Source organism: Azospira sp. MPR-E4, assembly GCF_058809645.1.
Genome location: NZ_JBXAST010000009.1, coordinates 58,620 through 83,330, shown reverse-complemented (window position 1 = coordinate 83,330; position 24,711 = coordinate 58,620). Strand labels below are relative to the sequence as shown.

Sequence of the window (24,711 nt, the reverse complement as noted above, 5' to 3'; positions counted from 1 at the left end):
GCGACAGGGGGGCGAGGCTGCGCAGGGGCAGGGTGGTAAAGGCCTTGCCGATGCCCTGGGGCGCCGCCTGGCGCGGCCGGGCGGCGCCCGCTTCCTTGAGCTGCAGGCGCTGCTCTTCCGACAGGTTGGCGTACTCTTCCCACTTCTGCTTCACCGCATTCTTGCGTTCCGGCGGCAACTGTTTGATGTTTTTGTACTTTTCCCGGACTTCCTTGCGCTGCTCGGGGGTCATGTTGGCCCATTCCCGCATGCGCCGCTGGACCCGCTCCTGTTCCTGCTCGGCCATGCGCGGATAGCGGGCGGCAATGCCGAGCCACTTCTTGCGCCGGTAGTTCTCCATCCGGTTCCAGTCCTCCGCCAGGGGGGCAAGGATCTGCTGCTGGGTCTGGTCCAGCTCCTGCCAGGCCGGCTGGGGCGGGGTGGCGACCACGGCGGTGGTGCCGGGGGTCTGGGCGCCGGCGGGCGCAACCAAGCCTGCCAGCAGGGCCAGCAAGAGCAGGAAGGGGAAGGAGGCCGGCTTACCGGTCATTCGTCAGGGTTCTGGTCCAGCCAGGCGGCAAATCCCTGGTCCGTGTAGGCGTCCAGGGGTAGATCGTCGGCCAGCAGGGCGCTATCCACGTCTTCCAGTTCGTTCATCTGTTCGTCGGCCTGCCACAGCATGCCGGAGGAAAGGCCGACGACCAGGGCCAGGGCGGCCAGCATGTGCTTGGGGCGGAAGCCGTCCAGGTGCAGGTGGAAACCCAGGCCGGCCAGGATGGGGGCGTGGGCGGCCACCCGCTGGTGGGCGAGCGCCTGGCTACGGGCTGCCGCCAGGCGATCCGTGATGCTCGGGCTGAGCGCCATGGTCTCCTGGTTCAGATGCCGCCGTATCTGGTAGGCAAAGTGCTGTTCGTTCATAGGGTTATTCCTTTTGCTTTCAATGCGGCGGCCAGGGTGTGGGTGGCCCGGGAGCAATGGGTCTTGACGCTCCCTTCGGAGCATCCCATGGCTGCCGCCGTCTCTGCGACGTCCATATCTTCCCAATAACGCATGAGGAAGGCCTCCCGTTGACGTCCGGGTAGGCGGGAAATCTCTGCTTCAATGACGGCCAGGACCTGGGACTGTTCCAGGGAGCCTTCCGGGCTGTCGCCGGCCTTGCCTTCCACCTCCAGTGTGTCTAGCGGGTCGCTGTCCTCGTCGTCCCCCGGGGTCAGGGAGGAGAGCAGGGTGGTCCACATGGAGCGGACCTTGCTGCGGCGGTAATAGTCCCGGATGGCATTTTGCAGGATGCGCTGGAACAGCATCGGCAATTCTTCTGCCGGCCGGTCGCCGTATTTCTCGGCCAGGCGCATCATGGCATCCTGGACCAGGTCCAGGGCAGCTTCTTCGTCACGCACGGCGAACAGGGCCTGTTTGAAGGCCCGGCGTTCGACGCCGGCGAGAAAATCCGACAGTTCGCGTGGTGTAGCCAGAATGAATCCTAGTCGGGGAGATAATTGCCCGCTGTGCGGGGCTTGTTTTTCCGGCCTGCGCCCGGCCTGGATGCGGGCCTCGGGGTGCGGCTGAATGGCGGGCTTTTACTGGCCTTGGGCGGGTATTTTACCTTGACCAATCCGGGGCGAGCCATTAACGTAGCAGGTTTTTCGAGCGACTTACGTAAGGCCATAAAAATGACGCTTACCGGTGCGGAGATTGTAATCAGGTGCCTTCAGGAAGAAAAGGTCGACTATGTGTTCGGCTATCCTGGCGGTTCGGTGCTGCATATTTACGACGAACTGTTCAAGCAGGACGACATCAAGCATATCCTGGTACGCCATGAACAGGCTGCCGTCCATGCTGCCGATGCCTATTCCCGCTCCTCCGAACGGGTCGGCGTGGCCCTGGTGACCTCCGGTCCCGGCGTCACCAATGCCGTCACCGGCATTGCCACGGCCTATATGGACTCCATCCCGATGGTGGTGCTGTGCGGCCAGGTGCCGACCTACTACATCGGCCAGGATGCCTTCCAGGAATGCGACACCGTGGGCATCACCCGCCCCTGCGTCAAGCACAACTTCCTGGTGAAGGACGTCAAGGATCTGGCCTCCACCATGAAGAAGGCCTTCCACATCGCCAAGACCGGCCGTCCCGGCCCGGTGGTGGTGGATATCCCCAAGGACATCACCGCCAACAAGTGCGAGTTCGAATATCCGGCCTCCGTGCAGATGCGCTCCTACAACCCGGTGGTCAAGGGCCACCTGGGGCAGATCAAGAAGGCCGTGCAGATGCTGCTGGAAGCCAAGCAGCCCATCATCTACACCGGTGGCGGCGTGGTCCTCTCCGACGCCTCCGAGAAGCTGGTGAAGCTGGCCAAGCGTCTCAACTTCCCGGTCACCAACACCCTCATGGGCCTGGGCGGCTACCCGGCCACCGACAAGCAGTTCGTCGGCATGCTGGGCATGCACGGCACCTACGAAGCCAACATGACCATGCAGCACGCCGATGTGGTGCTGGCCATCGGTGCCCGCTTCGACGACCGGGTGATCGGCAATCCCGAGCATTTCGGCGGCGTGCCGCGCAAGATCATCCATGTGGATATCGATCCTTCCTCCATTTCCAAGCGGGTCAAGGTGGATGTGCCCATCGTCGGCAACGTGCCCGATGTGCTGGACGAGCTGCTCAAGCTGCTGGACGACGGCGCCAAGCCGGCTCCCGACGTCTCCGACTGGTGGCAGCAGATCGACGGCTGGCGCGCCAAGAACAGCCTGGGCTACAAGCAGGGCGACCTGATCGAGCCCCAGTACGTGGTGGAGAAGCTCTACGAGGTGACCCAGGGCGAAGCCTTCATCACCTCCGACGTGGGCCAGCACCAGATGTTCGCCGCCCAGTACTACAAGTTCGACAAGCCCCGCCGCTGGATCAACTCCGGCGGTCTGGGCACCATGGGCGTGGGCCTGCCCTACGCCATGGGCGTGCTTTTCGCCAATCCGGGCGCCCAGGTGGCCTGTATCACCGGCGAAGGCTCCATCCAGATGTGCATCCAGGAGCTGTCCACCTGCAAGCAGTTCGAACTGCCGGTGAAGATCATCAACCTCAACAACGGCATGCTGGGCATGGTGCGGCAGTGGCAGGAGATGTTCTACTCCAAGCGCTACTCCCAGTCCTACGTCACTTCCCTGCCCGATTTCGTCAAGCTGGCCGAATCCTACGGCCACGTCGGCATGCGCATCGAGAAGCCCGAGGACGTGGTGCCGGCCCTGAAGAAGGCCTTCACCGAATACAAGGACCGCCTGGTGTTCATGGACTTCATCATCGACCCCGAAGCCAACGTCTACCCCATGGTGGCGGCCGGCAAGGGCCTGTCCGAAATGATCCTGTCCGAAGACCTGTGAGCCCGGAGTAGAGAACCATGCGACACATCATTTCCATCCTGCTGGAAAACGAAGCCGGCGCCCTGTCCCGGGTGGCGGGCCTGTTCTCCGCCCGCGGCTACAATATCGAATCCCTCACCGTGGCTCCTACCGAGGATGCCTCCCTGTCCCGCATGACCATCGTTACCACGGGGTCAGAAGATGTGCTGGAACAGATCACCAAACAGCTCAACAAGCTGGTGGACGTGGTCAAGGTGGTGGATCTTTCCGAAGCCGCTCATTCCGAGCGGGAACTCATGCTCATCAAGGTCCGCGCCACCGGCAAGGACCGCGAAGAGATGAAGCGTATGGCCGATATCTTCCGCGGCCGTATCATTGACGTGACCGATTCGACCTACGTCATCGAGCTGACCGGCACCGGCGCCAAGCTGGATTCCTTCATTGCCGCCCTCGATGCCGGTCTGATCCTCGAAACCGTGCGTACCGGCGTCTGCGGCATCGGCCGCGGCGACCGCATTCTCAAAGTTTGAAGCAAGCCCTTGAACCCGAAAGGAAAAAAATGAAAGTTTATTACGACAAGGACGCCGACCTCTCCCTCATCAAGGGCAAGAAAGTCACCATCGTCGGCTACGGCTCCCAGGGCCACGCCCACGCCCAGAACCTGAAGGATTCCGGCTGCAAGGTCACCGTCGGCCTGCGCAAGGGCGGTGCCTCCTGGGCCAAGGCCGAAAAGGCCGGTCTGAAGGTGGAAGAGATCGCCAAGGCCGTCAAGGGCGCCGACGTGGTCATGATCCTGCTGCCCGACGAGAACATCCCCGCCGTGTACTACGCCGACGTGGAACCCAACCTGAAGAAGGGCGCCGCCCTGGCCTTCGCCCACGGTTTCAACGTGCATTACAACCAGGTGGTGCCCCGCGAAGACGTGGACGTCATCATGGTCGCCCCCAAGGGCCCCGGCCACACCGTGCGCTCCGAGTACCTGAAGGGCGGCGGCGTGCCTTCCCTGATCGCCGTGTACCAGGACAAGACCGGCAAGGCCAAGGACATCGCCCTGTCCTACGCCGCTGCCAACGGCGGCACCAAGGGTGGCGTCATCGAAACCAACTTCCGTGAAGAGACCGAAACCGACCTCTTCGGCGAACAGGCCGTGCTCTGTGGCGGCGCCGTGGAACTGGTGAAGATGGGCTTCGAGACCCTGGTGGAAGCCGGCTACGCTCCCGAAATGGCCTACTTCGAGTGCCTGCACGAACTGAAGCTGATCGTGGACCTGATGTACGAAGGCGGCATCGCCAACATGAACTACTCCATCTCCAACAACGCGGAGTATGGCGAGTACGTGACCGGCCCCGAAGTCATCAACGAAGAGTCCCGCTACGCCATGCGCAACGCTCTGAAGCGCATCCAGACCGGCGAATACGCCAAGATGTTCATCCTGGAAGGCAAGACCGGCTACCCCAGCATGACCGCCCGCCGCCGCCTGACCGCCGATCATCCCATCGAGCAGGTCGGTTCCAAGCTGCGCGACATGATGCCCTGGATCAAGAAGAACAAGCTGGTGGACCAGTCCAAGAACTAAGACTGGCGCGGGGCGGAGCTAACCGGAGGCGCAGGCTGCACGCGCTTTCCGGGGCTCCGCCCCGGTTTCGTTGCAACTCCCGTCTTCACGCTGCGGCCCCGGCCGGAGCGTCCGCAAAACAGCCCTGAGAGCGCGTCCTTGAACAACTATCCCCATCCCATCATCGCCCGCGAAGGCTGGCCCTTCCTGACCATCGCCGTGGTGGCGGCCCTTGCCGGCAGCGCCTTTGCCCCGGTTTACGTGGCCGTGCCCCTGTGGATCATCGCCCTCTTCGTGCTGCAGTTTTTCCGCGACCCGGCGCGCAAGATCGCCGGCGGCGCCAAGACCATCGTGGCCCCCGCCGACGGCCGCATCGTCGCCGTGGAAAAGGCCCTGGACCCCTACCTCAACCGTGAGGCAGTGAAGGTCAGCGTCTTCATGAACGTCTTCAACGTGCACTCCAACCGCAGCCCGGTGGATGGCACCGTGCAACAGAAGTGGTACAACCCGGGCGCCTTCGTCAATGCCGCCCTGGACAAGGCCTCCGTCGAGAACGAGCGCTGCGCCCTGTGGATCAAGACCGCCGACGGCCAGGACGTGACCTCCGTGCAGGTGGCCGGCCTGGTGGCCCGGCGCATCCTCAACTACGTGGATGGCGGCGTGCAGCTGGCCCGAGGCCAGCGTTACGGCTTCATCCGCTTCGGCTCCCGTGTGGACGTGTACCTGCCCCTGGATGCCCGCATCAAGGCCAGCATCGGGGAGAAGGTGTATGCTTCCTCCACCGTTCTTGCCGAGTTGGCGTAATTCACAGAAAAAATGTCCGAACTGAAACCCCGCAAGGTCCTCTTCAACCCGGAATTGAAACGCCGGGGCATCTACGTCCTTCCCAACCTGTTCACCACCGCAGCCCTGTTCGCCGGCTTCTTCGCCATCGTCCAGGCCATGAACGGGTTCTATGAACAGTCCGCCGTGGCCATTTTCGTGGCCATGGTGCTGGACGGGCTGGACGGCCGGGTGGCGCGCCTGACCCACACCCAGAGCGCCTTCGGTGCCGAATACGATTCCCTGTCCGACATGGTTTCCTTCGGCGCCGCGCCCTCCCTGGTGATCTACGAGTGGGCCCTGCGCGGCATGGGCAAGCTGGGCTGGATCGCCGCCTTCATCTACTGCGCCGGCGCCGCCCTGCGCCTGGCCCGTTTCAACACCACCCTGGAAGTGATCGACAAGCGCTTCTTCCAGGGCCTGCCCAGCCCGGCTGCGGCCGCCCTGGTGGCGGGCTTCGTCTGGCTGATGCTGGACAACGACATCGTCGGCAGCGACGTGCGGGTCATCGCCTGCATCCTGACCATCTTCGCCGGCGTCTCCATGGTCACCAACTGCCGCTTCTACAGCTTCAAGGACATCAACCTGCGCAAGAGCGTGCCCTTCATCTTCGTCGGTGCCATCGTCCTCGCCTTCGCCCTGGTCTTCATGTATCCCCCGGGCGTGCTGTTCGGCCTGTTCGTGGTCTATGCCCTCTCCGGCTACGCCCTCTCCGGCCTGCGCCTGCTGCGGCGCAAGCCCGCTTCCACTCCCCTCTGATTCACCTTCCGGGTGGCGGCGGGAAGCTCACTTCCAGCCGCGCACCTCCCAGCACCGGGGCCTCGTCCAGCCAGACGTCGGCCCCGTGCTGTTTGGCGATCTCCCTGACGATGGCCAGGCCCAGGCCGCAGCCTTCCGGATTCTGCTCCCCGTTGATGCGGTGGAAGCGCTCGAACACCTTTTCCCGCTGCTCCGGCGCAATGCCCGGGCCGGTGTCGTCCACCTGCAGCACGGCCGCCCCGTCCCGGGCGAAGGTGCGCACCGTGACGCTGCCGCCGGCGGGCGTGTAATGGATGGCGTTGTCGATGAGGTTGCTCAGCAGCTCCTCCAGCAGCCGCGGGTGGCCGAGAAGGGGAGCCGGCGCCAGGTCGAAACCCAGGTCGATGTTGCGTTCCAGGGCCCGGGGGTGCCAGGTCTCGGCGCACTGGTGCACCACTTCCACCAGGTCCAGGGGCTTCATCGCCTGTTCGCCGCCCGGCTCGGCCCGGGCCAGGGCCAGCAGCTGGTGGGCCAGGTGGGTGAGGCGCCGGGTGGCGGCCAGGATGCGTTCCAGCTCGGCCCGCAGTTCCCCGGTCTGGGCCGGGGCCGGGCCGTTGAGGCGGCGCAGGGCCAGTTCCGCCTGGGCCTGCAGGGCGGCCAGGGGCGTGCGCAGCTGGTGGGCCGCATCGGAGACGAAGTTGCGCTGGGCCGAGAGGGAGCCGTCGAGGCGGGACAGCAGATGATTCAGTTCTTCCACCAGGGGGCCGATTTCCCGGGGCACCCGGTCCGAGGAGACGGCGCTGAGATCGTGGTGGGAGCGCTGGGAGAGCTGCTCCCGCAGGTCCTCCACCGGCTTCAGGCCGTGGCGGATGCCGAGCCAGCCCAGGCCCAGGGTGGCCGCCACCAGCAGCAGTTCCGGCAGCAGCATGGAGGTGAGGATTTCCCGCACCAGGTTGTCCCGCTTGGTCTGGGTCTCGGCCGCCAGGATCAGCAGGGGAATGCCTTCACGCAGGACGAAGAGGGCGGCGACCCGCACTTCCCGGTCGTGGAACCAGCCGTCGTAGTAGATGCGGCCGTCCTCGGGCAGCTGCTGGGGCGGGCGCGGAATGCCCCGGTGGCCGGCGACGGATTCGCCCTGGGGGCCGATGACCTCGTAGAAGACGTTGTCGTAGCGGTCGGTGAGGAGGATTTCCTGGGCCTGGGACGGCAGGTTGAGCACCGGGTGGCCGCTGACGATGTGGATCTGGCCGGAGAGGGCCAGGGAGGTGTCGAGCAGGGCCCGGTCGTAGGCCCAGGTGGCGGAACGCAGGGCGATGCCGTAGGCCATCAGGCCGCCGGCCGCCACCAGGGCCAGCATGGCCGGCAGCAGCCAGATCAGCAGCAGGCGCCGCAGGCTAGGCTGGCGGATCATCGCTGGCCGCGTCCGCGCCGTCCTCGTCCTTCGGCTTTTCCAGGTAGTAGCCCAGGCCGCGCACGGTGCGGATGGAAATGCCCCCGGTCTCCAGCTTGACCCGCAGGCGGGAGATGAATTTCTCGATGGCGTTGGGGGTGATGTCCTCGTCCCAGCTGTAGAGGGACTGCATGATCTGTTCCTTGCTGACGATGCGGTTGGCCCGGCTGACCAGGAACTCCAGGGCCGCCCACTCCCGGGCGGTCAGGTCCAGGGGCTCCTCCCCCAGCCAGGCCCGCTTGCCCACCGTGTCCAGGCGCAGCTTGCCCAGGCGCAGCTCCGGGTCCGGCTGGGTGCGGCCGCGGCGGATCAGGGCCCGGGCCCGTGCTTCCAGTTCGGACAGGGCGACCGGCTTGACCAGGTAGTCGTCGGCGCCCAGGTCCAGCAGGCGCACCCGCTCCTCCAGGGCCTCCCGGGCCGAGAGGATCAGCACCGGCGTCGCCAGCTTGCGTCCGCGCAGCCGTTGCAGCACCTCGCTGCCTTCCATTCCCGGCAGGCCCAGGTCCAGGATGGCCAGGTCATAGTTCTGGTCCGTCAGCCAGCTGTCGGCCTGCTTGCCGTCCCGGGTCCAGTCGGTGACGTAGCCCGATTGCCGCAAAGCCTTCACCAGCCCGTCGGCCAGCAACTCGTCGTCTTCCACCAGGAGAATGCGCATGGGGCGTCAGTAGTTGGTCAGTAAGGGGCAATACGATACCAGCCTCCTAGGTATCGAGAAACTGCAGGCCGCTTCGATGTCACGTTCCCTCCTCATCTGTCTGGCCCTGTTGGCGACCGGCCCCGCCTCACTGCATGCTGCCGAGCCGCTGCAGGAGCTGGGCCTGGCCCAGGCCGAGGCCCTGTGGCTGGCCCACAACCGGGAAGTGCGGCTGGCCCGGGAGGGCGTGCAGGCGGCCCAGGCGGACAGCCTCACCGCGGCCCAGGCGCCCAATCCCCAGTTCAGCCTGTCCACCTCCTCCATCAACCCCCGCAGCGGCATCGGTGCCGGCAGCCTGGGGCAGAAGCGGGTGGATTCGGTGCTGCGCCTGGATCAGGTGATCGAGCGGGGCGACAAGCGGGAGCTGCGCCAGCAGGTGGCCGGCGCCGCCCTCGAGGCCGCCGGCCAGGGCCTGGCGGAGGTGCAGCGGCAGAGCCGCTTCCAGCTGCGGGTCGCCTACTGGGACCTGCGCCTGGCCCAGGAGCGCCGCCAGGTGGCCGAAGAAAGCGGCGAACTCTACCGGCGCAGCGTCAAGGCGGCGGAGATGCGCCTCAAGGTCGGCGATGTGGCCGGCGCCGACGTTTCCCGCCTGCGCATCGAGGCCGGTCGCGCCGAGAACGAGGCCCGGGCGGCCCAGGCCGACCTGGAGCGGGCCCGCCAGAACCTGGCCTACCTGATCGGCAAGGAATCCGAGGCCGCCAGCCTGCGGGCGACGGAGCCCTGGCCCCGCAGCGAAGGCGAGGCGGTCACCGCCCGCCGTCCCGAGCTGGAGAACCGGGCCGACGTTCTTGCCGCCCGGGCCCGGGTCAAGGCTGCCGAAGCCGCCCGGGAGCTGGCGCGGGCCGCCCGCAGCCGGGATGTGACGGTGGGCGTGCAGTTCGAACACTTTCCCCCGGGCGACGCATCGCCCAACAACACCTACGGGGTCAGCCTGAGTGTGCCCCTGTTCCTGCGCCATGCCTACGAGGGCGAGATCGCCCGGGCCGAGGCCGAACTGCTGGCCGCCCGCACCCAGGAGGAGCAGGTGCGGGCCCTGGCCCTGGGCGAGGTGGCCCAGGCCGAATCCCTGCTGGGCGCCGCCCGGGAGCGCCGTCAGCGGCTCGAGGACGGCCTGCTGGCCGAGGCCGAGCGGGTCGCCAGTGCCAGCGAATATGCCTACGGCCGCGGCGCCCTGGGCCTGCTCGACCTGCTCGATGCCCGCCGCACCCTGCGCGCCGTGCGCCTCGATGCCGCCATTCTCCGGGCCGAATACGCCAAAGCCCTGGCCGCCTGGCAGGCGGTCCTGGGCCAATAGAACAAAAGGAACGCCCATGAAGCCCCTGAAGCACTCCCCCCTGCTGCAGAAGAAAGTCCTGCTCCCCCTGGGCATCGCCGCGGCCCTGGCCGTGGCGGCCGCGCTGGTCCTGCGTCCGGCCGGACCGCCGGCCGGACCGGCGCCCCTGGCCAAGCCGGCCCTCAACACCAACCACAGCATCAGCTTCCCGCCGGGGGCGCCCCAGCTGGCCTACCTGCGCATCGAAGCCGCGCCCGAGCTGCCGGTGCCCCTGCTGGAGCCCCTGGCTGGACGGGTCAGTTACGACGAAAACCGTACCGCCCGCATTTTCGCCCCCACCAGCGGCCGGGTGCTGAAGGTGCTGGCCCAGGCCGGCGACACGGTCAAGGCCGGCGCCCCCCTGCTGACCCTGGACGTGCCGGACTACGCCGACCTGCGCAAGGCCGAGTCGGACCGGGAGACCAAGCGTTCCGCCCTGGAACGGAGCAAGGCCCTGTACGAGCTGGAAGTGGTGGCGCGCAAGGATCTGGAAGCCAGCCAGAACGATTACCGGGCGGCCGAGGCCGAAGTGGAGCGCAGCCGCGCCCGCCTGCGCAATCTCTCGCCCCTGGCCGGGGAGAGCGGTTTTGCCCTGCGCACGCCCCTGGCCGGCATCGTCACCGAGCGCCAGGCCAGCCCCGGCGTCGAGGTCCGCCCCGACGGCGCCGCGCCCCTGTTCGTGGTCAGCGATCCCCGTTCCCTGTGGGTCATGGCCGAACTGACGGAAAAAGACCTGGGCAAGCTGAAGGTGGGTCAGGCCGTTTCCATCGCCGTGGACGCCTATCCGGAACAGCGCTTCCCCGGCACGGTGGAGGCCATCGGCGACGTGCTCGATCCCCAGTCCCGCCGGGTGCCGGTGCGCTGTGCCGTGGCCAATCCGGAGCGCCGCCTGAAGCCGGAGATGTTCGCCCGCATCGTGCCGGAGAATCCGGACCGGCGCCTGCCCAAGGTGCCCAACACGGCCCTGGTGACCGAAGGCCTGCACACCTATCTCTTCGTCGAATCCGAGCCGGGGGTGGTGGCCCGGCGCGAAGTGGTGCTGGCCTTCCGCGGCCACGACAGCAGCTTCGTCGAAAGCGGGCTGAAGGCCGGGGAGCGGGTGGTCACCGCCGGCGCCCTGCTGCTCAACGCCGAACTGGCCGGGAACTGAGGCCATGCTGGAACGCCTGGTTACCTTCGCCCTGGCCCAGCGCCTGTTCGTCATCGTCGGCGTCCTGGTGCTGATCGCCGTGGGCGGCTACGCCGTGGTCAATCTGCCCATCGAGGCCTTCCCCGACGTGCAGGACGTGCAGGTCAATATCGTCACCCAGGCCCCGGGCCTGGCGCCGGAGGAAGTGGAACGGAGCATCTCCCTGCCCATCGAGCGGGAGATGAACGGGGTGCCGCGCATGACCCAGCTGCGCTCCGTCTCCATCACCGGCCTGTCCATCGTCACCCTGACCTTCGCCGACAATACGGACGACTATTTCGCCCGCCAGCAGGTGACGGAAAAGCTGCAGAACGTGGTCTTGCCGCCCGGCGCCCAGCCCGGGCTGGCGCCCCTGACCACGGCGGTGGGGGAAATCTACCGCTACGTCTTCGAGGCCCCCGCCGACATGCCTCTGCACGAAGTGCGGGCCCTGCAGGACTGGGTGGTGCGGCCGGCCCTGCGCCGGGTCACCGGGGTGGCCGACGTGGTCAGCTTCGGCGGTGCGGTGAAGGAATACCAGGTGCGCATCGACCCGGCCCGCCTGCGCAAGTTCGCGGTCAGCATCGACCAGGTCTCCCAGGCCCTGGCCAGCAACAACGCCAACGCCGGCGGCGGCATCATGCGCCGCGGCGACGAGGCCCTGGTGGTGCGTTCCATCGGCCTGCTGTCCAAGGTGGACGACATCGCCCGGGTCACCGTGGCGGTGCGGGACGGCAAGCCCGTCCTGGTGGGCGACGTGGCCCGGGTCGAGATCGGCCCCCGCACCCGCTCCGGCATCGTTTCCTTCAACGAGCGGGACGACGTGGTGCAGGGCATCGTGCAGATGAGCAAGGGCCAGAATGCCATCAAGGTCTCCGCCGCCCTCAAGGAGGAAATGGCCCGGGTCGGCGAGCGCCTGCCCGCGGGCGTGCGCCTGGTGCCCATCTACGACCGCATCGAACTGGTCAAGCACACCGTGCACACCGTCAGCGAGAACCTGCTGGTGGGGGCGGTGCTGGTGGTGGGCATCCTGATCCTGTTCCTGCGCTCCTGGTTCGCCGCCGCCGTAGTGGCGGTGGTGATTCCCCTGTCCCTGCTCACCGCCTTCGTCATGATGCATACCAAGGGCGTGGCGGCCAATCTCATCTCCCTGGGGGCGGTGGACTTCGGCATCATCATCGACGGCGCCGTGGTGCTGGTGGAGGCCCTCATGGTGCGCCTGGCCATGGGCGAGCCGGAGAAGAACCCCCTGCACGGCACCCTGCAGTGGCGCATGCTGACCCTGAAGCACACCGCCATCGAGATGGGGCACCCGATCATCTTCTCCAAGGCCATCATCATCCTGGCCTTCCTGCCCATCTTCACCTTCGAGCGGGTGGAGGGGAAGATTTTCGCCCCCATGGCCTACACCCTCTCCTTCGCCATCATCGGCGCCATCCTGCTGACCCTGACCCTGACCCCGGCCCTGACCTCCTTCTACCTGAAGCAGCACAATCTGGCGGAAAAGCACCTGGACTGGATGCACCGCCTGCAGGGGCGCTACCGGGACCTGATGCAGTGGGCCGACGGCCGGCGGCGGCAGATCGTGGTCGGCTCCGGCCTCATCCTGGCCCTCTCCCTGGCCCTGGTGCCCCACCTGGGCAGCGAATTCCTGCCCAAGCTGGACGAGGGCAATATCTGGCTCACCGTGACCCTGCCGCCGGCCACCAACCTGGCCAAGACCAAGGAGGTGGAGCAGGAGGTGCGGCGCATCCTGCTTTCCTATCCGGAGGTGAGCAAGGTCATCGCCCACGTCGGCCGTCCCGACGACGGCACCGACCCCAAGGGCCCCAACAACATGGAAATCCTGGCGGACTTGAAGCCCCACAACGAGTGGCGCTTCCCCAGCAAGGAGGCCCTCATCGCCGACATGAGCGGGAAGATCCGGGCCATTCCCGGGGTGCCCACCAACTTCTCCCAGGTCATCGAGGACAACGTGCAGGAATCCATTTCCGGGGTGAAGGGGGAGATCGCGGTGAAAATCTTCGGCCCCGACCTGGACATCCTGGAGGACAAGGCGGAGCAGGTGGTGGGCGTGCTCGGCGCCATCCACGGCGCCGCCGACGTGGCCGCCATCAAGGTCAGCGGCCAGACCGAGCTGGACATCACCCTGGACCGGGAACGCATGGCCCGCTACGGCATCAGCGCCCAGGACGTCAATGCCACGGTGCAGACGGCCCTGGCCGGCAGCGCCGTGGCGGTCTTCTACGACGGCGACCGCCGCTTCGACATCGTGGTGCGCCTGGAGAAGGAATACCGGGACGCGGTGGATGACGTGGCGGACCTGCCCATCGCCCTGCCCCACAGCGACCATCCCTCCCTGGCCGACCCCGGCACCATACCCCTGGCCGCCATCGCCAATGTGGAAGTGCGCCAGGGCCCGGCCCGCATCGCCCGGGAGGCCGGCGGCCGCTATGTGGCGGTGAAGGCCAACCTGCTGGGGCGGGACCAGGGCAGCTTCGTCGCCGAGGCCATGGCCAAGGTCAAGGAACGGGTGCATCTGCCCAGCGGCTACAGCATGACCTGGGGCGGCCAGTTCGAGAACCAGCAGCGGGCCACCAAGCGCCTGGCGGTGATCGTGCCCCTCTCGGTGCTGGGCATTTTCGTGCTGCTGTTCTGGGCCTTCCGCTCCATGCCCTTCGCCCTGCTGGTGCTGGGCATGGTGCCCTTCACCTGGGTCGGCGGCATTCTCGGCCTGGCCGCCGCCGGCCTGCACATGTCCGTCTCCGCCGCCGTCGGCTTCATCGCCGTGGCCGGCATCTCGGTGCAGAACGGGGTGATCATGGTGGAGCAGTTCCTCGAGGGCGTGCGCAACGGCCAGAGCGTCGCCGTTTCGGTGCGGGAAGGCGCCGTCGGCCGCCTGCGCCCGATCCTCATGACGGCCCTGATGGCCGGCCTGGGCCTGCTGCCGGCGGCCCTCTCCCACGGCATCGGCTCCGAGACCCAGCGGCCCTTCGCCGTGGTCATCGTCGGCGGCATCGTCTCCGCCACCATCTTCACCCTGATCCTGCTGCCCCTGCTGTTCCCGGCCCTGTGCCGGACCGAGGAAAACTGAGGCGGTACTCCCCCGGGAGGCAGGAGGGACGGCCATCTCCGGGCATCCATGCCCGACAGTGGCGTCCCTTCTGCCTTGCAGGGCATCCCGCTTTGGCGGCGCGGTGCGCTAGAATCCTTTCCCCTGCGCAAATAATTCCAGCGGCGGCAGATTCCGGAGAGAGACCATGAAACAGCAGCTGATCATTTTCGACACCACCCTGCGCGACGGCGAACAGAGCCCCGGCGCTTCCATGACCAAGGAAGAGAAGCTGCGGGTGGCCCGCCAGCTCGAGCGGATGCGGGTGGATGTGATCGAGGCCGGCTTCGCCGCCGCCTCTCCCGGCGACTTCGACGCCATCCACGCCATCGCCGAGGCGATCAAGGATTCCACCGTCTGTTCCCTGGCCCGGGCCAACGAGAACGACATCCGCCGCGCCGGCGAGGCCATCAAGCCCGCCGCCCGGGGCCGCATCCACACCTTCATCGCCACCAGCCCGATCCACATGGAGAAGAAGCTGCGCATGAGCCCGGACCAGGTGGTGGAGCAGGCGGTCAAGGCCATCGGCTGGGCCCGGGAATACACCAACGACGTGGAATTCTCCGCCGAGGATGCGGGCCGCTCCGAGATCGACTTCCTGTGCCGCATTTTCGAGGCCGTGATCAAGGCCGGCGCCACCACCATCAACGTGCCCGACACCGTGGGCTACAACCTGCCCAGCCAGTTCGCCGAGACCATCCGCCAGCTGATCGAGCGGGTGCCCGGTGCCGACAAGGTGGTGTGGTCCGTGCACTGCCACAACGACCTGGGCCTGGCCGTGGCCAATTCCCTGGCCGCCGTGCTGGCCGGCGCCCGCCAGGTGGAATGCACCATCAACGGCCTGGGCGAACGGGCCGGCAATGCCTCCCTGGAAGAGGTGGTGATGGCGACCCGCACCCGGGCCGACATCTTCCCGGTGGAAACCCGGGTCGATACCACCCAGATCGTGCCGGCCTCCAAGCTGGTGTCCCAGATCACCGGCTACCCGGTGCAGCCGAACAAGGCCATCGTCGGCGCCAATGCCTTCGCCCACGAATCCGGCATCCACCAGGACGGCGTGCTCAAGCACCGGGAAACCTACGAGATCATGCGGGCCGAAGACGTGGGCTGGTCCCAGAACAAGCTGGTGCTGGGCAAGCACTCCGGCCGCAACGCCTTCAAGACCCGCCTGGCCGAACTGGGCATCGACCTGCCCAGCGAAGAGGCCCTCAATGCCGCCTTCGCCCGCTTCAAGGAACTGGCCGACAAGAAGCACGAGATTTTCGACGAGGATCTGCAGGCCCTGGTTTCCGACGAGACCGTGACCCCGGAGCAGGAGCACTACAAACTGGTCTATTCCCAGGTCTGTTCCGAGACCGGCGAGATTCCAGAATCCGCCGTCACCCTTGCCGTCGGCGGCGCCGAGCATAAGGCGGCCTCCACTGGCAGCGGTCCGGTGGATGCCACCTTCAAGGCCATCGAGAAAATCGCCGCCAGCGGCGCCGAGCAGCTGCTGTATTCGGTCAACGCCATCACCACCGGCACCGATGCCCAGGGCGAAGTGACCGTGCGCCTGGCCAAGGGCGGGCGCATCGTGAACGGCCAGGGGGCCGACACGGATATCGTCATCGCCTCGGCCAAGGCCTATCTCAACGCCCTCAACAAGCTCCACTCCTCCCTGGAAAAGCTCAATCCCCAGGGCGATATCTGAATGGGCTGAACTGGCCGCGTCGGCCAAGTGCAGCAGCGCCCGGCCCGGGCCCTCACCCTGCGGTGGGGGCCTTTTGTTTGGACGGGCGGGTGAGGCGGGCGTAGGCCACGACGCAGGCAAAGAAGGCCAGGCTGAGCAGGGTTTCGATGCCCGCCAGCCACTGGGTCAGGCCCTGGTCGGAGGTGGCCCGCACGGACCCTTCGGCCAGGTAGAAGAGAATGAAAAGGGAGCTCCACTGGTAGGTGTAGCGGCGCCCCTTGAGGATGCCGAACAGGGGCGGCAGCAGGAACACCGCCTTCAGCGCCAGCCAGGAGCCACCCGGCTTGAGCGGCGCCAGCCATAGCTCCCAGGCCAGGCAGAGAAAGATCAGGGCGATCAGCAGGGTGCTGGCGATGAGGACGAGGCGTTTTTCCATGACGGGGCTTCCAGGCGGGGTCGGCTATTATAGCGGCGGTGTCGGGGCGGCCTGTCCCGGGTTTTTTCCTATTTGATGGTGGCGATGGCCAGACGACGTTACTCCCAGCGGGAAGGCATGCTGCCGGAAATGTTCAGACGTTTCCGGGAGGAGCGCTTCACCCAGACCGCCGCCAGCCTGGCGTACACCACCCTGCTGTCCCTGGTGCCCCTGGTGGGCCTGGTGGTGGCTGTGCTCTCGGACCTGCCCTTCTTCCCGGTGATCCTGGACCAGGTGAACACCTTCCTGGTGGCCAACCTGCTGCCGGACAAGGCCGGCGTGGTGATCGCCAAGTACACCCTGATCTTTTCCCAGAAGGTCAATCGCCTGACCTGGCTCGGCGTCATGGTGCTGGCCGGCACGGCCCTGGTGCTGATGCTGACCATCGAGCGGGCCCTCAACCACGTGTGGCAGGTCGGCGTCTCCCGTTCCCCGGGGCGGCGGCTGAAACTTTATCTGGTGATCGCCCTGCTCGGGCCCCTGGTGCTCGGCGCCGTCTTCGGCGTCACCTCCTACGTGGTGACGGCCTCCCTGGGCTTCTTCAACGAGGCTCTCTGGGTGCGCAACGCCCTGCTCAAGGCCCTTTCGGCGGTACTGCTGGGGGGCTTCTTCGCCTTCCTCTACTTCGCCGTGCCCAATGTGCCGGTGCGCCTGCGCCATGCCATCTGGGGCGGGGCCTTCGCCTCCCTGGCCATCACCCTGATGCAGCGCGGCTTCGAGTTCTACCTGGCCAAGGTGCCGTCCTATACCCTGATCTACGGCGCCTTCGCCGCCGTACCCATCTTCCTGGTGTGGCTGTACCTGTCCTGGCTGGTGGTGCTGCTGGGCGCCCTGCTGGCCGCCACCCTGCACCGCCGCAATCCGCCCTAGCGAAGAAGAACTTGGCTTAGTTTATTGCCGAGCGTTGTGCCATCTCTATCGCTTGTTCTACAGCAACAAATAGGCTACCCGGATCGGCTTTGCCTGTACCAGCCAGATCCAGGGCGGTGCCGTGATCCACCGAGGTGCGGATGATGGGCAGGCCCAGGGTGACGTTGATGCCCTGGCCGAAGGTGGCGAACTTCAGGGGCGCCAGGCCCTGGTCGTGGTACATGGCCAGGACGCAGTCGCCCCGGGCCAGCTGGGGCGGGGTGAACAGGGTGTCGGCGGGCAGGGGGCCGAGCAGTTCCATGCCTTCGCCCCGCAATTTTTCCAGTACCGGGGTGATGACCTCGATCTCTTCCCGGCCCAGGTAGCCCCCTTCGCCGGCATGGGGGTTGAGGCCGGCCACCAGGATTCGGGGCCGGGAGATGCCGTACTTGCGTGCCATGTCGACGTGCAGGATGCGCAGCACGTCCTCCAGCACCGCCGGGGTGATGGCTGCCGGCACCTCCTTCAGGGGCAGGTGGGTGGTGGCCAGGGCCACCCTCAAGGGGCCGGGCTGGCCCAGGGGGCCGTGGCCGCCAATGGGCGAGGTGCCGGCCAGCATCATCACCACCAGGGGGGTGCCGGTCTTGTCCGCCAGGTACTCGGTGTGGCCGGTGAAGCCGCGGATGCCGGCGTCGTTGATGACGCCCTTGTGCAGGGGGGCGGTGACCATGGCGGCGAACTCACCCTGAAGGCAGCCGGCCAGGGCCCGGTCCAGCAGTTGGAGGACGTAGGGGCCGTTGGCGGCATCCAGGCGGCCCGGGGCGGAGGGAGCGGCCAGGGGCAGGTGCAGCACTTCCAGGCTGCCGGCCGGGGCGGGGCGGTCCGGGGCGTAGTCGTGCAGGGGAACGTCCATTCCCAGCTGGGCGGCGCGCTGGTGCAGCAGTTCCTTGTCTGCCAGCACCACCAGACGGGCTTGTGCCGGGTAGCGGGACAGGGCCAGGCACAGTTCGGGACCGATGCCGGCCGGTTCGCCGGAAGTGACGGCTAGGGTGGGGCGCATGGGGCAGACTCCGCTGGACTGAAATGCAAAAGGGGCCCGCAGGCCCCCTGGTGATTGCCGGGTGCTTACTGCTCTTCCCAGCGATACTCCACGTAGGCCCGGTCGCGCAACTGGCGCAGCCAATCCTGGTAGGCCTCGTCGGACTTGCGTTCGCGCAGCGTGTTACGGGCCAGTGCTCGCTTGCGGTCATCGGACACGTCCTGGACGCGACGATCCAAGACCTGGATCAGGTGCCAGCCGAACATGGATTGAATTGGCTGACTGATTTCTCCCACTTTCAGAGCATCCATGCCTCGTTCAAATTCGGGGACGGTATCGCCAGGGTATAACCACCCCAGGTCGCCGCCCTTGGGGGCAGAGCCATCCTGGGAATAAAGGCGGGCAAGTTCGGCAAAGTCACCTCCGTGATCCAGGCGTTCTTTGACGGCCTGCAGCTTGCGTTTGGCTTCGGCCTCGGACACCACTTCGTTCACCTTGATCAGGATATGGCGAGCGTGGGTCTGCTGCACAGCAGGAATGGAGGCGCCGCCCTTCTTGGCAACCAGTTTGATGATATGAAAACCGTTGGGGCTGCGAATCACTGGGGACAGCTGGTTGGGCTGCATCTTCTGCACTGCTTCGGCGAAGATGTTAGGCATGCGGTTTAGGGAACGAAAGCCTAGGTTACCACCCTGGAGGGCGTCGGGGGCATCGGAGTAGGCGGCGGCCACTTGGGCAAAATCTTCGCCGCGCTTGAGACGGTCGAGAATTTGCTCGGTCTTGGCTTTGAGCTTTTGCAACTGTTCGGGGCTGGCAGATTCCGGAGCGCGCACCAGGATGTGTGCCACCTGGAATTCTTCAGCGCTACCGCCAGCCCCGTCCCCCGCCAAGTAGTTGTCAATCTCGCCTTCAGAAATCAGCAGCTTCGCATCTACCTCCCGTTCCTTCAAGCGCGCCATCATAATTTCCTGGCGAATCTCTTCACGGAATTTGAGAAACGAAACTCCATCCTTCTCGAGGGTTTGACGAAACTGCGACAGTGTCATCTTGTTATTGGCAGCGATACGGTTGAGTGCCATATCAAGTTGGCCATCATCAATGCGAATCCCATTGTCTTTGGCAAACTGGACTTGTACTTTGTCCACTACCATGCGTTCCAACATTTGCTTTTCCAGCACGTCGGCCGGGGGGAGAGGTGTGCCCTGGCGGCGCAGTTGGCTGACCACGGAATCGAGACGTTGGCGTAATTCGTTGAGGGTGATGACTTCGTCATTTACGACGGCTATGATGCGGTCTGCTTCCACCGGATCTGTGCGCTGGCCACGGTAGGTTTGAGCGCTGGCTTGGCTTGCCACTAGGCATAGCAGCAGTAAGTAGCAATATTTCATCACGGTCTGCATTATTCCTCTCCTCCGAACACCGGGTCAGCCATAGGCTGGTTGATGCGGCCGTAACCAGGGATGGTCCGGCGCAGCAGGTCCAGCGGGTTGGAGCCGATGCGGGAAAAGTCGTTGAGTTCGAGCTGTACGAAGAAGGCGGTAGATGAACTGTTTGCCGTCAATGCATAGCGTTGTATGACGCCACGAACAACCCAGCAGCCGCCGTTATATTCCAGGCCTGCGATGTTTTCCACCACCCGCTTTTCTTTCAGCGAGTAATTGTAGCGACCGACGCCGTACCAGCCACGACCCAAGGGCCACTGGCCGGAAACGTCAAGGTTGCCTAGCACGTCCCGGGTGTAACGGTAACCGGCATTGACCACCTTGCCTAGTTCCGGTTGGTAACGGCCCGAGAGGGAGAGGCGGTCAGTGCGGGCATCGAAGGGGTTGTATTCGACGGCACCATCCACATAAGTTTTCGGCATGATCTGGCCGGAGATCGCTGCTAACCAGTTCGTGTTTTTGCGCTGACGCGGCTTCTCGTCGGGCAAGATAACCAACTGATCGTCGAAGTAATAGCGTTGTCCGACTAGGGCACGGAAATACTCCCGGCCGCTATTGGGGCCAATGAACCTGGTAGTGACAGCGGCTGTGAGCTGATTGGCATCGCCGATACGGTCTTGGCCAACGTAGCGGTTCTCAGAGAAAATTTGACCGAAGTTGAAATCGGCGATACCCGTATCGAATACCGGAATTTTGCTCTGATCCTTGTTTGGGACATAGACGTAGTACAGCCGTGGCTCCAGGGTCTGGGTGAAGGCTGTGCCCAACAGGGAAGTGTCGCGCTCGAAGGTGATGCCGCTATCCAGGCTAAAGATTGGGAGGCTGCGGCTGATTCGATCTGGCACCGTTGCTGCTTGCCGCGACAGGCTGTAGCTGGTGACGTGCATGCCCACCTTCGGAGTCACGTAGAAGGCCGGGAACATCAGCGGCAGGGATACCTGGGGGTAGATTACCGTGCGATCACCTTCAACCTTGGTCTTGTGGCTAAAGGCGGAGAACTGACCCATGAATGCCACATCTGTCCCAAAATAGTCCGGGCGCCGAGCATTTATCGAAAGCTGGGGGGTCAGATCGTAGGGGACCTCGACTCGATTGTCGATGTCTGGCTGGAGCGTTTGATAGCGATTGATATTGGCTGAGGCTGACCACCAGGTTGAACCATATGAGAGTACTCCCTGGCGAGGTAGCAGAGTCTGGGCACTGACGCCGATGCGGCTAGAAAGGTCGGTATAGAAGTAGTCGTCCGAGACCTTGTTCAGGTTTAGCAGACCTGAGAAACCGTGGCCAAAATTGTGGTTGTGCCAGATGTTGATCGCGTAGCGATTTTTTAGGTTGCGCACATTGTCCGTTGGCACATACTCGCCTCGCGCATAGCCGGTGTAATTGTAGTCCAGATAGCGCAGCTCTCCGCCCAGCTGCAGGCCTCGCTTTGTCATCAACCTGGGCGCGATGGTGGCGTCCATGTTGGGGGCGATGTTCCAGTAGTAGGGGGCCGTCAGCATGGCGCCGCTGAGGCTGTTGGTGCCGAAGGTGGGGGCCAGGAAGCCAGACTTACGCCGGTTGTTGAGGGCGAAGCTCAGGCTGGGGGCATAGAAAATCGGCACGTCCTTGAAATAGAGGGTACCGTTTTTGCCTTCACCAGCCTCACTATCGTAATTGAGGTCGAGAGATTCGGCCTTGGCGTACCAGTCGTTGTTGCCCGGGGCGCAGGTGGTGTAGGTGGCATTGGCCAGGCGGATATGGTTTTCGCCGAGGAATTCCATCTTTTCCGACTGGCCGCGGCCGGTGGTCAGGGTGGTGCCCATGGCCTGGCTATTTTCCCGCATGCCCCACACCGGCACCTTGCGCTCCTGGCGGATGGAGTAGGCGGCCTGGTCGAAGACACCGGTGCTGTCGGAAAGACGCATCAACAGGCTGGGGCCGGATACCTTGGTGCCTTCCTGTTCATAGACCACGTTGCCGGTGGCCTCCACTTCGTCTTCGTTCTGCCAGTAGACCAGCCGGTCCGAGGTGAGGACGGTGTCGGAGCGGCGCATTTCGGCATCGCCTTCCAGCACGGCTTCCCGGTCGGCGACGCCGTACAGGCGGCGGGCGGTGAGGAAGGTGGGGCGGGCGTCGTCGTTCTTCGGCAGCGGCGTCATGTTGCGCGAACGACGCAGTGCCAGGGCCGGTCCCGGATCCCGCTCGGCGTAGGGCAGGGGGACGGCGTTCTCGGTCTCCTCGCCGCGACGGCGGCGGGGCGGCAGGGCCGGGGCCATGGCTTCGGCTTCGGCCTGGGGATCGGAGACCGCGTTCACGATCTGGGGCGGCGCCGCCGGCGCCGGCAGGGGGGCCAGACCCAGCAGGGTCGGATCCACCTTGAGGGGACCGAGGGCCGTGCCACCCGCAGCCTCACCCTTGTGGGCGATGGGAGCGGGCGCTGCTGCCGCTGCCACGGTGCGGGCCGGAGCGGGCGTCGCTGCCGGCTCCCGGGCCAGGACTTCCGCCGGGGCCACCAGGGGCGCCCGGACAGCGCGCCGGCCAGGAGCGACGGCACTGGTTGTCGCGGCGCCAGCCGGGCTGGTGGCGGTAGCGGCAGTCGTTGTTGCCGGGGCTGCCGCCGGAGCCGCGCCGGTGCTGGTGGTGGGCGTGGCTGCAGGCGCCGCGGGACGGGCCACCTGGGTGGTTGCCGGAGCCGGTGGCAGGCCGAGCAGGGCCGGGTCCACCCGCAGCGGCGCCAGACCGCCGCTGGCCTGGGCGGCCTGGGGAGCCGGACGGGCAGGGGTGGGATAGGTCACGGCCGCCGGGGCGACGGTGGCCGGGCGGGAGGATTCTGCCGCCGGAGTCGTCACGGGCACCACCGGGGCCGGCTGGGTCACGGGCGGGGCGGCGACGATCGGTGCAGCAGGTGCCGCCGCCTTGCGTGCGGGGGCGGCCGGTGCCGGCGCGGGCTGGGGAGCGGGAGCCGCCACGGCTTTGGTGGCCGGTGCCGGCTTGGCAGCTGCCGGCGCGGGGCCGTCGTTGTTCAGTTCCTTGCTCGGGATCGGCTCCGGAGCGGTCACCGGGGTGGCCGTGGCCCGGGGGGCGCTTTCCGCTTCGGCGGGACGGGGGGCAGGCTTGGGTTTGGGTTGGGCCGGCGGCAGGCCGAGCAGGGTCGGATCCACACTCAGCGGCGTCATTCCCTGGGCGAGCGCTTCCTCGGGTAGGGAGCCGAGAACGGCACCGGCAAAGCCGCAGCAGAGAAGGAGCGCCAGAGGGCGACGGGCAAATGGCATGGACAGGGAATTCAGGGAAATCGGTGGGCATGCCGCGGCGAAGCCCCGTGAGGCGTGCAGCGTGGATGCTAAAATCGCCGCATTTTAGCATCTTCGAACGAGGAGAAGCGGCATGCCGCGTACCGCCCAGCTTCAGGCCTGGCTAGAGAGTCAGTTTTCCGGTGCAACCTTCAGCCTGACCCCGGCTTCCGCCGATGCCAGCTTCCGGCGCTATTTCCGTGTCAGCTTTGCCGACGGCAGCCCTTCCCGCATCGTCATGGATGCGCCGCCGAGCCACGAAGACTGCGCCCCCTGGCTGCATGTGGAGCAGCTGCTGCGGGGCGCCGGGGTGCATGTGCCGGAGGTTTTCGCTGCCGACCTGGCCCAGGGTTTCCTGCTCCTTTCCGACCTGGGCAGCACCACCTACCTGTCGGTGCTGGACGGGGAAAACGCCGGGGCCCTCTACGGCGAGGCGGTGGATGCCCTGGTGCGCATCCAGCAGGCCAGCCGGCCCGGGGAGCTGCCTCCCTACGATGCGGCCCTGCTGCAGCGGGAGCTGGACCTGTTCCCCGAATGGTATGTGGGCAAGCACCTGGGCAAGAGCCTCAGCGACAAGCAGCAGCATGTGCTGGACGACGTCTTCGCCAAGCTGCTGGCCAACAACCTGGCCCAGCCCTCGGTGTATGTGCACCGGGATTACCACTCCCGCAACCTCATGGTGACCATTCCCAATCCGGGCATCATCGATTTCCAGGACGCGGTGTACGGCCCCATCACCTACGACCTGGTGTCCCTCTTCCGCGATGCCTACATCCAGTGGGAAGAGGATCAGGAACTGGACTGGGTCATCCGCTACTGGGAAAAGGCGCGCAAGGCCGGCCTGCCGGTCCATGCCAATTTCGACGATTTCTACAAGGACTACGAGTGGATGGGGGCCCAGCGCCAGCTCAAGGTCCTGGGCATCTTTGCCCGCCTCTGCCATCGGGACGGCAAGGACGGCTACCTGAAGGACATGCCCCGGGTCATGTCCTACCTGCGCCGCACCTGCGAGCGTTACGGCGACCTGCGGGCCCTGGCCCGGCTCCTCGACGAGCTGGAGCCCCAGGGCGAAGTCCAGGTGGGCTACACCTTCTGATGCGGGCCATGATCCTGGCGGCGGGGCGCGGCGAACGCATGCGCCCCCTCACCGACACCTGCCCCAAGCCCCTGCTGCCGGTGGGCGGCAAGCCCCTCATCGTCTGGCACCTGGAGCGCCTGGCCGCCGCGGGCTTCCGCGAGGTGGTGATCAACCATGCCCACCTGGGGGCGCAGATCGAGGCCGCCCTCGGCAATGGTTCCGCCTGGGGCCTGCATCTCGCCTATTCGCCCGAGCCGCCGGGGGCCCTGGAAACTGCCGGCGGCATCGTCCAGGCCCTGTCCCTGCTGGGAGAGGAGCCTTTCCTGGTGATCAACGGTGACGTTTATTGCGACTGGGATGTGGGCCGGGCGCCGGCATTGGCCCTGGGCGAGGACCAGGCCCATCTGGTGCTGGTACCCAATCCGCCCCAGCACCCGGAAGGGGATTTTGCGCTGGCGGATGGGCGGGTGACGGATGCCGGCACACCGCGCCATACCTTCGCCGGCATCGGCCTCTATCGCCCTGCCCTCTTTGCCGGACTCGTGGCCGGCCAGCCGGCCAAGCTGGCGCCCCTGCTGCGCCAGGCCATGGCCCGGGGCCAGGTGGGGGGCGAGTTGTACCGGGGGCGCTGGGAGGATGTGGGCACGCCGGCCCGCCTGCAGGCCCTGGATGCGGAACTGGGCGGTGCCGCCCGGGTCTAGCCCGGC

Annotated in this window: 21 protein-coding genes; 12 read left to right on the top strand and 9 right to left on the bottom strand. The window is 66.1% G+C overall.

Annotated features, from left to right (window positions below; genetic code table 11):
• The 3 genes from AC1RTA_RS04935 to AC1RTA_RS04925 form a co-directional block, all read right to left on the bottom strand.
• A partial coding sequence (locus AC1RTA_RS04935) for a DUF3106 domain-containing protein (RefSeq protein WP_492784103.1) occupies positions 1-529 on the bottom strand: 529 nt, incomplete at its 3' end.
• A complete protein-coding gene (locus AC1RTA_RS04930) occupies positions 526-897 on the bottom strand; it encodes a DUF3619 family protein (RefSeq protein WP_165397465.1) in 372 nt (123 codons plus the stop codon). The genes AC1RTA_RS04930 and AC1RTA_RS04935, both read right to left, overlap by 4 nt.
• Positions 894-1,433, bottom strand: a complete 540-nt coding sequence (locus AC1RTA_RS04925) for an RNA polymerase sigma factor (protein WP_235832439.1) — start codon at positions 1,431-1,433, stop codon at positions 894-896. The genes AC1RTA_RS04930 and AC1RTA_RS04925 overlap by 4 nt, the downstream gene beginning before the upstream one ends.
• 216 nt (positions 1,434-1,649) lie before the next feature.
• On the opposite strand from AC1RTA_RS04925, the gene ilvB reads away from it, so the two are divergent.
• The 5 genes from ilvB (at position 1,650) to pssA (ending at position 6,465) form a co-directional block, all read left to right on the top strand.
• Entirely contained in the window at positions 1,650-3,350 is a 1,701-nt protein-coding gene (ilvB, locus tag AC1RTA_RS04920; protein ID WP_152090862.1) for a biosynthetic-type acetolactate synthase large subunit, read from the top strand.
• 17 nt (positions 3,351-3,367) lie between these two features.
• Complete coding sequence (gene ilvN / locus AC1RTA_RS04915; protein WP_014238536.1) at positions 3,368-3,859, top strand: acetolactate synthase small subunit; 492 nt, start codon at positions 3,368-3,370, stop codon at positions 3,857-3,859.
• 29 nt (positions 3,860-3,888) lie between these two features.
• Complete coding sequence (gene ilvC, locus AC1RTA_RS04910; protein WP_014238535.1) at positions 3,889-4,905, top strand: ketol-acid reductoisomerase; 1,017 nt, start codon at positions 3,889-3,891, stop codon at positions 4,903-4,905.
• A gap of 138 nt (positions 4,906-5,043) precedes the next feature.
• Positions 5,044-5,688 (top strand): phosphatidylserine decarboxylase, encoded by a 645-nt coding sequence (locus AC1RTA_RS04905; RefSeq protein WP_014238534.1) that lies wholly within the window; start codon positions 5,044-5,046, stop codon positions 5,686-5,688.
• A gap of 12 nt (positions 5,689-5,700) precedes the next feature.
• Positions 5,701-6,465: a CDP-diacylglycerol--serine O-phosphatidyltransferase gene (gene pssA / locus AC1RTA_RS04900; RefSeq protein WP_014238533.1), complete on the top strand. Its 765-nt coding sequence runs from the start codon at positions 5,701-5,703 to the stop codon at positions 6,463-6,465.
• A gap of 1 nt (position 6,466) precedes the next feature.
• On the opposite strand, the gene AC1RTA_RS04895 is transcribed toward pssA, so the two are convergent.
• Together AC1RTA_RS04895 and AC1RTA_RS04890 are read right to left on the bottom strand one after the other, a co-directional pair.
• Positions 6,467-7,855 carry a sensor histidine kinase gene (locus AC1RTA_RS04895; protein ID WP_014238532.1) on the bottom strand — a complete coding sequence of 463 codons (1,389 nt, stop codon included), beginning with the start codon at positions 7,853-7,855 and terminating at the stop codon, positions 6,467-6,469.
• Positions 7,839-8,549 carry a response regulator gene (locus AC1RTA_RS04890; RefSeq protein ID WP_014238531.1) on the bottom strand — a complete coding sequence of 237 codons (711 nt, stop codon included), beginning with the start codon at positions 8,547-8,549 and terminating at the stop codon, positions 7,839-7,841. The genes AC1RTA_RS04895 and AC1RTA_RS04890 overlap by 17 nt, the downstream gene beginning before the upstream one ends.
• A 76-nt stretch (positions 8,550-8,625) precedes the next feature.
• Here AC1RTA_RS04890 and AC1RTA_RS04885 point away from each other — a divergent pair, with 76 nt between their 5' ends.
• The 4 genes from AC1RTA_RS04885 to AC1RTA_RS04870 all read left to right on the top strand — a co-directional run bounded on the left by AC1RTA_RS04885 (position 8,626) and on the right by AC1RTA_RS04870 (position 15,870).
• The gene (locus tag AC1RTA_RS04885; RefSeq protein WP_492784102.1) at positions 8,626-9,882 is read left to right on the top strand and encodes a TolC family protein; all 1,257 of its coding nucleotides are present in this window, start codon (positions 8,626-8,628) and stop codon (positions 9,880-9,882) included.
• Between the two features lie 16 nt (positions 9,883-9,898).
• Positions 9,899-11,050: an efflux RND transporter periplasmic adaptor subunit gene (locus AC1RTA_RS04880; protein ID WP_492784101.1), complete on the top strand. Its 1,152-nt coding sequence runs from the start codon at positions 9,899-9,901 to the stop codon at positions 11,048-11,050.
• 4 nt (positions 11,051-11,054) lie between these two features.
• Positions 11,055-14,162, top strand: coding sequence for an efflux RND transporter permease subunit (locus AC1RTA_RS04875; protein ID WP_492784100.1), 3,108 nt, complete (start codon positions 11,055-11,057; stop codon positions 14,160-14,162).
• Positions 14,163-14,328: 166 nt separating this feature from the next.
• Positions 14,329-15,870 (top strand): 2-isopropylmalate synthase, encoded by a 1,542-nt coding sequence (locus AC1RTA_RS04870; protein WP_492783543.1) that lies wholly within the window; start codon positions 14,329-14,331, stop codon positions 15,868-15,870.
• Positions 15,871-15,922: 52 nt separating this feature from the next.
• On the opposite strand, the gene AC1RTA_RS04865 is transcribed toward AC1RTA_RS04870, so the two are convergent.
• Positions 15,923-16,285: a DUF2069 domain-containing protein gene (locus AC1RTA_RS04865; protein WP_492784099.1), complete on the bottom strand. Its 363-nt coding sequence runs from the start codon at positions 16,283-16,285 to the stop codon at positions 15,923-15,925.
• A gap of 129 nt (positions 16,286-16,414) precedes the next feature.
• On the opposite strand from AC1RTA_RS04865, the gene AC1RTA_RS04860 reads away from it, so the two are divergent.
• The gene (locus tag AC1RTA_RS04860; protein WP_492784098.1) at positions 16,415-17,194 is read left to right on the top strand and encodes a YihY family inner membrane protein; all 780 of its coding nucleotides are present in this window, start codon (positions 16,415-16,417) and stop codon (positions 17,192-17,194) included.
• A 16-nt stretch (positions 17,195-17,210) separates the two neighbouring features.
• Here the strand turns inward: AC1RTA_RS04860 and pdxA are convergent, their stop codons facing one another.
• The 3 genes from pdxA to AC1RTA_RS04845 all read right to left on the bottom strand — a co-directional run bounded on the left by pdxA (position 17,211) and on the right by AC1RTA_RS04845 (position 22,812).
• On the bottom strand, positions 17,211-18,233 hold the full coding sequence (gene pdxA / locus AC1RTA_RS04855; RefSeq protein WP_492784097.1) for a 4-hydroxythreonine-4-phosphate dehydrogenase PdxA: 1,023 nt from the start codon (positions 18,231-18,233) through the stop codon (positions 17,211-17,213).
• Between the two features lie 65 nt (positions 18,234-18,298).
• The gene (locus AC1RTA_RS04850) at positions 18,299-19,612 is read right to left on the bottom strand and encodes a peptidylprolyl isomerase (RefSeq protein ID WP_492784096.1); all 1,314 of its coding nucleotides are present in this window, start codon (positions 19,610-19,612) and stop codon (positions 18,299-18,301) included.
• Positions 19,612-22,812 carry an LPS-assembly protein LptD gene (locus AC1RTA_RS04845; protein ID WP_492784095.1) on the bottom strand — a complete coding sequence of 1,067 codons (3,201 nt, stop codon included), beginning with the start codon at positions 22,810-22,812 and terminating at the stop codon, positions 19,612-19,614. The genes AC1RTA_RS04850 and AC1RTA_RS04845 overlap by 1 nt, the downstream gene beginning before the upstream one ends.
• A gap of 208 nt (positions 22,813-23,020) precedes the next feature.
• Here AC1RTA_RS04845 and AC1RTA_RS04840 point away from each other — a divergent pair, with 208 nt between their 5' ends.
• Both AC1RTA_RS04840 and murU read left to right on the top strand, forming a co-directional pair.
• Positions 23,021-24,022 (top strand): aminoglycoside phosphotransferase family protein, encoded by a 1,002-nt coding sequence (locus AC1RTA_RS04840; RefSeq protein WP_130460058.1) that lies wholly within the window; start codon positions 23,021-23,023, stop codon positions 24,020-24,022.
• Positions 24,022-24,705, top strand: coding sequence for an N-acetylmuramate alpha-1-phosphate uridylyltransferase MurU (gene murU, locus AC1RTA_RS04835; RefSeq protein WP_130460057.1), 684 nt, complete (start codon positions 24,022-24,024; stop codon positions 24,703-24,705). Before AC1RTA_RS04840 ends, murU begins: the two co-directional genes overlap by 1 nt.
• Positions 24,706-24,711: the final 6 nt, after the last annotated feature.

Excerpts from the sequence above, each read along its gene's own strand:
- AC1RTA_RS04845 (WP_492784095.1), bottom strand. The coding sequence starts at position 22,812 with ATGACGCCGCTGAGTGTGGATCCGACCCTGCTCGGCCTGCCGCCGGCC.
- AC1RTA_RS04930 (WP_165397465.1), bottom strand. The coding sequence starts at position 897 with ATGAACGAACAGCACTTTGCCTACCAGATACGGCGGCATCTGAACCAG.
- AC1RTA_RS04885 (WP_492784102.1), top strand. The coding sequence starts at position 8,626 with ATGTCACGTTCCCTCCTCATCTGTCTGGCCCTGTTGGCGACCGGCCCC.
- pdxA (WP_492784097.1), bottom strand. The coding sequence starts at position 18,233 with ATGCGCCCCACCCTAGCCGTCACTTCCGGCGAACCGGCCGGCATCGGT.
- AC1RTA_RS04840 (WP_130460058.1), top strand. The coding sequence starts at position 23,021 with ATGCCGCGTACCGCCCAGCTTCAGGCCTGGCTAGAGAGTCAGTTTTCC.
- AC1RTA_RS04875 (WP_492784100.1), top strand. The coding sequence starts at position 11,055 with ATGCTGGAACGCCTGGTTACCTTCGCCCTGGCCCAGCGCCTGTTCGTC.
- AC1RTA_RS04880 (WP_492784101.1), top strand. The coding sequence starts at position 9,899 with ATGAAGCCCCTGAAGCACTCCCCCCTGCTGCAGAAGAAAGTCCTGCTC.
- murU (WP_130460057.1), top strand. The coding sequence starts at position 24,022 with ATGCGGGCCATGATCCTGGCGGCGGGGCGCGGCGAACGCATGCGCCCC.
- ilvN (WP_014238536.1), top strand. The coding sequence starts at position 3,368 with ATGCGACACATCATTTCCATCCTGCTGGAAAACGAAGCCGGCGCCCTG.
- ilvB (WP_152090862.1), top strand. The coding sequence starts at position 1,650 with ATGACGCTTACCGGTGCGGAGATTGTAATCAGGTGCCTTCAGGAAGAA.
- AC1RTA_RS04890 (WP_014238531.1), bottom strand. The coding sequence starts at position 8,549 with ATGCGCATTCTCCTGGTGGAAGACGACGAGTTGCTGGCCGACGGGCTG.
- ilvC (WP_014238535.1), top strand. The coding sequence starts at position 3,889 with ATGAAAGTTTATTACGACAAGGACGCCGACCTCTCCCTCATCAAGGGC.
- AC1RTA_RS04895 (WP_014238532.1), bottom strand. The coding sequence starts at position 7,855 with ATGATCCGCCAGCCTAGCCTGCGGCGCCTGCTGCTGATCTGGCTGCTG.
- AC1RTA_RS04870 (WP_492783543.1), top strand. The coding sequence starts at position 14,329 with ATGAAACAGCAGCTGATCATTTTCGACACCACCCTGCGCGACGGCGAA.
- AC1RTA_RS04850 (WP_492784096.1), bottom strand. The coding sequence starts at position 19,612 with ATGCAGACCGTGATGAAATATTGCTACTTACTGCTGCTATGCCTAGTG.
- AC1RTA_RS04860 (WP_492784098.1), top strand. The coding sequence starts at position 16,415 with ATGTTCAGACGTTTCCGGGAGGAGCGCTTCACCCAGACCGCCGCCAGC.
- pssA (WP_014238533.1), top strand. The coding sequence starts at position 5,701 with ATGTCCGAACTGAAACCCCGCAAGGTCCTCTTCAACCCGGAATTGAAA.
- AC1RTA_RS04865 (WP_492784099.1), bottom strand. The coding sequence starts at position 16,285 with ATGGAAAAACGCCTCGTCCTCATCGCCAGCACCCTGCTGATCGCCCTG.